Annotated in this window: 2 protein-coding genes and 3 pseudogenes; 1 reads left to right on the top strand and 4 read right to left on the bottom strand. The window is 60.9% G+C overall.

Translation table 11 applies throughout. From position 1 onward, the window contains the following. The 4 genes and pseudogenes from ABDZ36_RS12145 to ABDZ36_RS14925 form a co-directional block, all read right to left on the bottom strand. A pseudogene (locus ABDZ36_RS12145) lies at positions 1-826 on the bottom strand (hypothetical protein); the annotation flags it as partial. Between the two features lie 207 nt (positions 827-1033). After that, positions 1034-1114, bottom strand: a pseudogene (locus ABDZ36_RS14930) (surface glycoprotein); the annotation flags it as partial. Between the two features lie 399 nt (positions 1115-1513). After that, on the bottom strand, positions 1514-5755 hold the full coding sequence (locus ABDZ36_RS12140; protein ID WP_343749329.1) for a beta strand repeat-containing protein: 4242 nt from the start codon (positions 5753-5755) through the stop codon (positions 1514-1516). A 321-nt stretch (positions 5756-6076) separates the two neighbouring features. Next, positions 6077-6166, bottom strand: a pseudogene (locus ABDZ36_RS14925) (surface glycoprotein); the annotation flags it as partial. Between the two features lie 773 nt (positions 6167-6939). Between ABDZ36_RS14925 and ABDZ36_RS12135 the strand changes: the two are divergent. After that, complete coding sequence (locus ABDZ36_RS12135) at positions 6940-7350, top strand: hypothetical protein (protein WP_211311514.1); 411 nt, start codon at positions 6940-6942, stop codon at positions 7348-7350. Positions 7351-7415: the final 65 nt, after the last annotated feature.

Genomic DNA, 7415 nt, shown 5'->3' with positions numbered 1-7415 from the left:
GCGTTGCCGGACCGAAGTCGAGGTCTTCCGTCCCCGCGACTTCGATCGTGTACTCGCCAGCGTCCTGGTCGCTCAGGTCGAGCGTCCAGGAAGCCTCACCGTCCGCATTCTTGATCGTGTCCGAGCCCTCGATGACGTCGCCGGTGATCTCCAGACCGCTGGAGTCCATCACGGCGAGTTCGAGGTCCTCGGCTTCCGCGAAGTTCCAGTCAGCGTTGATGGTGAGCGCCCCCGCGTTCGCCTCGGAGACCGACCCACCGGAGATGTCCGCACCGTTCGGGTTGTTCACTTCGAGTTCGGTGACACGCGGCGTGTTCACCGTCACGCCGGGCGCGCCGGACTCGCCAGTGTTCGTGTACTGACCCTCAGACTGGTCCTGCGGGACCGGCGGGCTCAGGATCGTCCCCTCTGCGTTCCCGGAGACACCCGTCAGCGAACTGTCGAGAGTTCCGGCGAAGGTGAGGTCCTCCTCACCCTTGTAGACGGTCGCACCGTCGAAAATGAACACTTCCGAAACACCGTCGGTCGGGGCTGCGCCCGTCCCGTCAGCGTTCCCCGCGCGGCTGTCCTCACCGCCCGTCGAATCGCCCGGCGTCGACGTCGACGTGGATCCGTCCGACGTGCTCGTCGTCGTGGTGTCCTGCGAATCGACGGTGATCGTGTTCGTGCCGATCGTCTGGGTGTTCTCGTTACTATCCGTGACCTGGCTAGTGACAGTGTAGTCACCAGCCGAGGCGAAGGTCACCGAGTAGGTGAGCTCCACGTTCGCATTCGCGGAGAGCCCGGACAGAGTAACGGTAACACCAGTCTCGTCAGCTGCTTGCACGACGGGGGAAACAGAGGAGCCGTTAGCCGTGACACTCTGAATTTCAACATCCGACGCGCTGTCAACAGACGGACTGATCGTATCGTTTATCGTGATTGTTCCACCATTACCGTCCATCGCGACGGTATCCGTGACCGTCACCGAACTGCCGGGGGAGACCGACGAATCGGAGACGGTACTAGTCCCTGTCGCAACACCTGCAGAAGCAGGCGACGCAACAGCGACTACCGACAGCACCATCAGTGCTGCCAGAAAGACCGCTCGAAGCTGTGATTTTGTTTTCGTCATTGGTTATTGAACGCCATTCGAGATGCCGATTGAATCGGCACTCTGCGTCGGGACATTACTGACCAGCTATTAAATGCTTTGTGTGTTCTGAGCGTATCAGCGTGAGTGAAGGTAGGTTCGACAACTCGAATACGGTCTCAAGCCGCAAAGCGGGCAAACAGACAGGTGACCCCCTCGGCCATACTCTTAAGCGATCATTGCTGAGTGGCTCTGCAGTAATCGTTCTCTCAATTATCTCGACAGCATTATCCATCTGAGAACGCCACCTCGCTCTCTATCACCAAAGAGAATTCGTTATCAACGAACTCGGGGAGAGCGTATATTCGACGCTGTCGACGCGAGAGCCGTCAAGAAAAAATCCGCGCGTGACGCGTAACGTGCGTCAGTCGTGGTAGTGTGTTAGGACTGCGACGCGGTGTAGGCGAGCGCGATGCTCGTGATCTGGTCGCGCGTCAGTTCCTGGTTCGTGAACGCGACCGCCGCATCGGTCAGTTCGTTGCGGTTGATCTTCCCGTCGTTGTCGTTGTCGTACTGCGCAGCCGGACTGTCCGGCTCGTAGACAGCGTCGGACGGAGCGGACGTCGCGTTCGTGATCGAGAGCCTCATCGACTGCGCGTTGACCGGGTCGCTCTGGTAGTTGAGCGAACCAGTAACCGCGTAGTCACCAGCGCTGGCCGGGTTCTGAGCGTCGTCGTAGACGATTTCCACGACGTCGCCCTGCTGAAGCTGCGTGTCACCCGTGAAGGAGAGCTGCAGCGTGTGGCCGTTGTTGGAGGTGGAGGCTTCCTGCACCATGACGCCGTCACCGGACACCATCACCGTCTGGATGTTGTCGGTGCCGACCTCGCTGACGTCCGTCGCGGATTCACCAGCCGAGTAGTCGATCTCGATGCCGTTGAGCGAGTCACCAGCGGCGTCCGCGGTGACCGGCAGCGTGACCGTGTGCGTCGACGTGGTGTTGTTCGTCGTCGGGTCAGCCGTGATCAAGGCGTTCGTGTAGCCCTGGATCGTGACGTTCGCCGACGCGTTGACGAAGGACTTGCTGTCCGTGGAGTTCTTCGAGGCGACGACCGTGTAGTCGCCGGACTCGTTGAACTGGACGGACTGCGTGCCCGTGATGGACGTCGTCTTCACGACGTCGTCGCTCGCGTTGTACACCGTCAGCGTACCCTTCACGGAGACGTCAGAGACGTCGCCGCGGTTCAGCTCGAAGGAGACGCTGTCACCCTCGTACGCGGGCAGATCGTGCGCCGTAAGCGAAAGCGCGACCTGCTGGCGCGCGTTGATGGTGTCGACGGTGACCTTGTTGCTCGTGAGGGCGTTCGTGACGTTGATGTTCACCGTGCCGGTGTTCGGCGTGAACGTGAAGTCCACGACACCGTCCGAGTCAGTGTCCTTCGGACCGGCAGTTGCGGCACCGGTTAGCGACACACTACGACCCTCAAGACCGTTGCCGTCAGCACCGCGCACGACGAAGGTCGTCGAAGTCTGCGTGTCAGGCGCGACCGATTCGGGCGCACCCGTGGTGATCTCGCCAACCGAGACGTTCATCGCCGTGACGAAGGACGGCGCCGAGGCGCTCGCCTTCGTGGCGAACTCAATACTCGCCGGGTCCTCACCGAGGACGTCCGGCGTGACCGTGATCACGGCACTCCCGTTCTCGTTCACTGACGTGGTGTTCGGGGTGCCGGAAGCACCGGAGATGTCAGCCGAGATGTTGTGCCGAGTGAGCTTCAGCGTCGCGCTCGGGATAACGTCGCCCGTGCGCGGGTCAGTGATGGTGACGTTCACTGGGCCGGTGGAGGTTGCCTCGGTGAAGCTGTCACCAGTCATATTCGTCGAGACGGCCGGAGCGACGACGCCGTAGGTGGCTTCGCCGCGCTGGCCGCTAACAGAGACAGAGACGTTGACGTCGGAGTCCGCCGAGGGAACCGTGAGGTTCGCCTCAATGGTGTCGACGTCGCTGTTATCCGTCGTGTTGATCGTCGAAACGTCAGAGACGGTGATCGGGTCACCGTCCTGCTTCGCACTAAGCGACGACGACAGGGACGTCAGGTCGCTCCCGTTGACCCGTTCGCCGTCACGCGTGACGTTGAACTGGACCGTCTGCTCCTGGCTTGCAAGGAGCTGGCCGTTCGGTGCATCGGACGTGATGTCGTAGACGTCAACGCCCGTGACCGAGATCGCGCCGGTCGCGTTCACGGTCGTCCGGTCCGGACTGCTGACGTTCAGGTCGACAGTACCGGTGTTCTCGAAGGAGACACCCTCAACAGCGTAGATGCCGTTGTTGGTGTTGATCGACCGCGTGCCCTCTGCACTACGGTCACTGCTCGTACCGAACTTCGCCTCGCCAGCGGCAGCGTCAATCGTGAGCGTGGTGAACGCCGAAGACGCTTCACTGACGTTGAACACGTCGTTTTCGGCAGTGAACGTGACGTTACGGTTGTTCTGCGGCGTGTCATCCTTCAGGATCTGCACGCTAACCGTCGAGTTGTCACCGACCTCAGCGCTGGTCGGCGTGAGGTTCTCGTAGTTGTCACCGGTGACGGTCACGTTGACCGTCTCCGTGATGTAGTCCTCCTCATCCGTCGAGTAGGCCTCAACCGTCAGCGTCGCGGTACCGGCCTCGGACGGGAAGACGGAGAAGTCGACAGTACCGTCAGGGTTGCGGGAGTCGTTGATCGTCTGGCTGTCAACGTCGATGCCCAGGCCCGTGAGGGAAACCGTCGCGTTCGCGAGCGCGTTGCCCTCTTCGGGTGCCTTGTTGTCGCTCCCGACGACGGTCGCCGAGACGGACTGGCTGGAGCCGTCAGCTGCGATCTTGGACGGGACACCCGTCACGAAGAGAGCCTGATCGGACTCCTGCGTGGCGAGTTCGGCGCTGCCCGTAAGGTCGAGCGTATCCGTCGTGTTGGCGGGCTCCTGAACCTCGTAGCCAGCGGCGGTGTCAGACTCGTTGTTCTCAAGCGTGACCGTGACTTCGGAAGTGTTCGTAGTCGGCGTCGCGTTGAACGTGACGTTACCGGTGTCGGGCTCGACGTGGAAGTAGGACGTGTTCCCACTCGGCGTCGCGGTGTTGAGCAGCGTCCCGTTCACGATGTTGTCGGAGCTGATCGAAGTACCGCTGAACGGACCGGTAACGTTCAGGTAGTTACCAGCGCTACCCGAGGTCCACTCGGTCAGCGGCGCGCCGGTGTCGCTGGCGGCCGTGGCCGTGTAGTTGTTCTCGAAGCCCTTGAGGTTCGTCTCCTCAACGGAGAGGGAGACGCTCGCGTCGGCGGAGCCGACGGAGACCGTTTCAAGAGACGTGTTCGAGGCGTTCACGATGGAGTAGTTGCCGGCGTCGGCAACCGTCACATCGGAGAACTCGAAGTTACCCTGCGAGCCAGTCGTCGAAACGCTGATGTTCGAATCGTCGCCGTTCTGGAAGTTCAGCGTAACGCCAGTCGCGGCGCTGCCCGTCGACGAGTTCATCAGCGTGCCGCTCACGGTGATGGTGTCGTTGTAGACGGGGGTTTCCGGCGTCGTGCTCAGGTCCGTGATGTAGTTGCCCTGCGTGACCGAAACGTTCGCGTATCCATCGTTATTGGAGACGTTGAGGTCGGTCGCGCTAATGTCGGGGCTCACGGCGACGGTGTAGTTCGCGGCACCAGAGCCGAACAGGCTGGTGACGGAGAAGCTATCGGAGCTCGTGCTGCCGGTCTTCTGCAGCTGGTCGCCACCGGAGAGCAGCGCGTAGTTCACGCTCGCGCCGTCAGGCACACCCGATAGCGTCACGTTCGCTGTCGTCTCCTGGCCGGCAACTACCGATGCCGGGTCCAGGGAGACGCCGTACGGATCCGTCGTCTCGATCTCGTTGTTGTCGAGGATAGACGCGATCTGGGCGTTGATGCTACTGTTCGCGTAGCCATTGATCTCTATCGCCCCAGAATAACCGGGGATCGAGCGGTTGAACTCGGACTGAGCGAGGACGCTCTCAACAGTGTTCTCCTTGATTTCGAGGTTATCGATGGAGTAGCTGTCGGTAGCTGACACGTAGATACCCGCCCCCGAGTTATCGACGGTGTTGCCCTGAATGGTGATGTTGCTGATGTCCTCGGTGGCATCAACGTAGAGCCCACCCTGGGCCGTGCCGTCCTGGTCAGCGCTCAGGTTCGTAGCGGTGAGCAGGTTATCGGCAACAACCACGTTGCTAGCGTCTGCAATCTTCAGGCTCTGCGACGCTAGGCCACTGCCATCCTCACCTTCGCTAACGATCTCGAAGCCGTGGACTTCAGCGCCGTTAGTCTTGATCAACACTGTCGCGGTGCCAGCCCTATCGGTCGTCTGCGCGGTAATCGTTGCTTGGCCGTTCACCGAACGCAGCGTCACGTCCTTGTCGACCGTGACTGCGCCCGTGTACGGGCCGCCCTCGGCGTCAACCTCAATGGTGTCTTGGGAACTCGCGTCGTTGATCGCGGACTGGAGATTGTCGAACTGGTTGCCATTATCGAGGTTCTCGATCGGGCCACCTTCGACCGTCTCCTCCTCGGAGTACGATACGCTGTCACTGCCCGTGCTAGTGCCGGAGACAGCGACCGTATATTCGTACGTACCCTTCGATGGGTTAGTTACCTTATCGGAGCTATTCCCAATAGACACTGAAATTGTGTCTCCCTCGCTCAGTCCTTGGCTACTTCCGTCCAAGGAAATCTCAAGGGTGTTACCATCATTCGTCGTGGAGACTCCATCAACAGATCCCTCGTAGGAATCATCGTTGATCTCAACAGCCGTGATCGCGCTTTGGCCAATATTGCTGAAGTCGATGGTAGAGTCTCCGTCAGTGTTGACATCGAAATCAGTCAGTGAAGAACCATCTAGGTCCGCGTCAGCAACTACGCTAACGGTATAGTTTGAATTCTCCCCTGGTGTGTTATCTTCTGGGGTAACCGTGACGTCGCTAAGTGTGCCTGCGGCGGCACCGCCGGCAAACGCAATACTTCCGCCAAAGACGGAGCCGATCATGAGCAGCGTGAGGACGAGGGCCCGTGCCTTACCTGAGTGACTACTCATGCGTCACCTCCGTGTGGTTGTGGTACGATGCTCCGCGCGCATAAGCGCGTTCGACGCGAGAACGTGTGTCGTGTATCATTGGTTTCTAGTTACAGCCTCCGCTGCACTGACAGGAGAGACAATCCACCCGATGCACATATAACTTACTGTGTCGCCAACCCACAAACGGGCGTGAGAGCGCGTGTATCGGTAGAATTAGGGCGTCGTAATTGGCAGTGTTCAGGCCCAGAAGCGGCTATACTCGGTATTTAGGGATTGAGTACTGAATCGAGAGGACTACCGAGACCGGCCGTCCCGGAACGGTAGGACGCGAGGGCGGCGACGGATGGCCGCCCCCGCGTGCTTCCCCCTGTGGTCAGTGCAGCGGAGAAGCATTCCTGTATCTCGCCGTCATTTATATATGTTTTGTGGTGGGAACGCGGCCGTCGCGGGGCCAACGGACGGGGACGAGAGAGCATGCGGCGACGGATCGAGCATCCAGGGGGAGTAGAACGCTCGACGAGCGATTCCGACGCCGCCGTCCACGACGCCCCCGGGTTCGTGGTGAAGACCGAGCCACCGTCGCCGGACGTACGATACGTCGTCGGAGTACGTATCGCGACACGGCGGCCATCAGCCACCCACGCCTGCCGTCGTGGGCTTCCTCCGCACGTCACTATGTGTCCCCCTAGAAACAGTTATCTACGGCTGGATTCCTGTAAGAATGATTGTAGATGCCCGTATCGGCGGACGGCGGTGCCGTTCGTCGCAGCCGGGTAGTGCTACGAATGCTCATGAACGCAGACGACGGTGCAGCGCTCGCGGAACCGACGCGGGAACAGTGCGGGCGGGGGCGGGCACGGATACTGGCTTTCGGGGTGGCGACGATGGCGCTGAGCCTCGTCGCCGTCGAGCCGGTGGCGGCGGCGGAGATCGGCGCGGCGTTCTGCCAGACGGAGATGGCGGCGACGATCAAGAACCTCTTCACGATCATCCAGTACGGCGGGCCGCTCGTCGGGGGCGTCACGGCGCTTGGCGCGACGGTCGCGATTCCGACCGTCCGGCGGGCGGACCTCAAAAAGGAGCTGAAGGAAGTGCGGAATCAGGGGCTCATCTGGGGTGTGATCGTCGCACCGCTCGGGACGGCGATCCTCCAGTTCGTGCTGAACGACGTCGTCTCGGGTGGCGTGAGTTGCGGCTTGTAACCGACCCCACCCTACTTCGCTCGGCCTTGCGGCCTCGCTCGTTGAGGGTGGGGCTTTGATGTGGT

Source organism: Halarchaeum salinum, from assembly GCF_039520965.1.
Lineage (GTDB): Archaea > Halobacteriota > Halobacteria > Halobacteriales > Halobacteriaceae > Halarchaeum > Halarchaeum salinum.
This window is presented reverse-complemented; position numbering and strand designations above follow the sequence as displayed.

What these genes read in the sequence shown, in the direction of transcription:
- ABDZ36_RS12135 (WP_211311514.1), top strand. Translation starts at nt 6,940, where the DNA reads ATGAACGCAGACGACGGTGCAGCGCTCGCGGAACCGACGCGGGAACAG.